The sequence below is a fragment of the Mesorhizobium sp. B1-1-5 genome (assembly GCF_006443065.1).
GTDB lineage: Bacteria > Pseudomonadota > Alphaproteobacteria > Rhizobiales > Rhizobiaceae > Mesorhizobium.
On sequence record NZ_VFWS01000599.1, the window covers coordinates 1 to 1,092 of the forward strand.

The window sequence follows — 1,092 nt, forward strand, 5'->3', positions numbered from 1 at the left end:
CGCGACGGCTGGTACATGGCCATCGTCAAGCAGGCGGTGCGCTTCCCGATCACCGTCCTGGTGCTCACCGTGGCGCTGCTGTTCGGCGTCGGCTACGCCTATTCGAAATACGGCGCCGGCGTCGAGTTCTTCCCCAGCGTCGAGCCGGACTACGGCCTGCTCTACGTGCATGCGCGCGGCAATCTTTCGCTGGCCGAGATGGATGCCGCCACCAGGACGGCGGAGAACAGGCTGCTCGGCTGGCCGGGCGTGAAATCGGTCTATACACGCGCCGGCAAGACTCAGGGCGGCGGCCAGGACATTCCCGAGGACGTCGTCGGCGTGATCCAGTACGAATTCGTCGACTGGCGCGAGCGCAAGTCCGCCAACCAGATCCTCAGCGACCTGCGCGGCGTCATGGCCGGCATTCCCGGCGTCGATGTCGAGGTGCGCGTGCCGGAGGCAGGTCCGCCGACCGGCAAGCCGATCCAGATCAGGCTTTCGGCCGCCGATCCCAAGGGGCTCGACGACAAGGCGCGCGCGGTGGCGGCGCGGATCGCCAAGGTGCCCAACGTCATCGACATTTCGGACGGCCTGCCGCCGCCCGGCGTCGACTGGGCGCTCGAGGTCGACCGCGCCAAGGCCGCCCAATACGGCATCAGCCCGACCTCGGTCGGCACCGTGGTGCAGCTGGTGACCAACGGCTTGAAGCTGTCGGAATACCGGCCGGCGGGCGCGGACGATGCCGTCGACATCCGCCTGCGCCTTCCGGAAGACCGGCGCACGCTGTCGACGCTCGACGAACTCAGGGTGCAGACGTCGCAAGGGTCGGTGCCGATCTCGAACTTCGTCGTGCGCAAGCCCGAGCCGACGGTCGGCATTCTCAACCGCATCGACGGCGCGCGCACCGTCGTGGTGCAGGCCAATGTCGCCGCCGTAGCGCAGGTCGCCGCCGTACAGGAGCAGGTGACCAAGGCGGTCTCGGACATGGATCTCGGCAGCGGCATACGCTGGAAGCTCGCCGGCTCCAACGAGGACAGCGCGGAAGCGAGCGCCTTCCTCAGCAAGGCCTTCGGCGCGGCGATCTTCCTGATCTTCCTGGTGCTGCTGGCG

1 protein-coding gene is annotated in these 1,092 nt (G+C 68.2%); it reads left to right on the top strand.

Annotated elements, in window-relative coordinates; genetic code table 11:
- A partial coding sequence (locus FJ980_RS33645; protein WP_140547666.1) for an efflux RND transporter permease subunit occupies nucleotides 1-1,092 on the top strand: 1,092 nt, incomplete at both ends.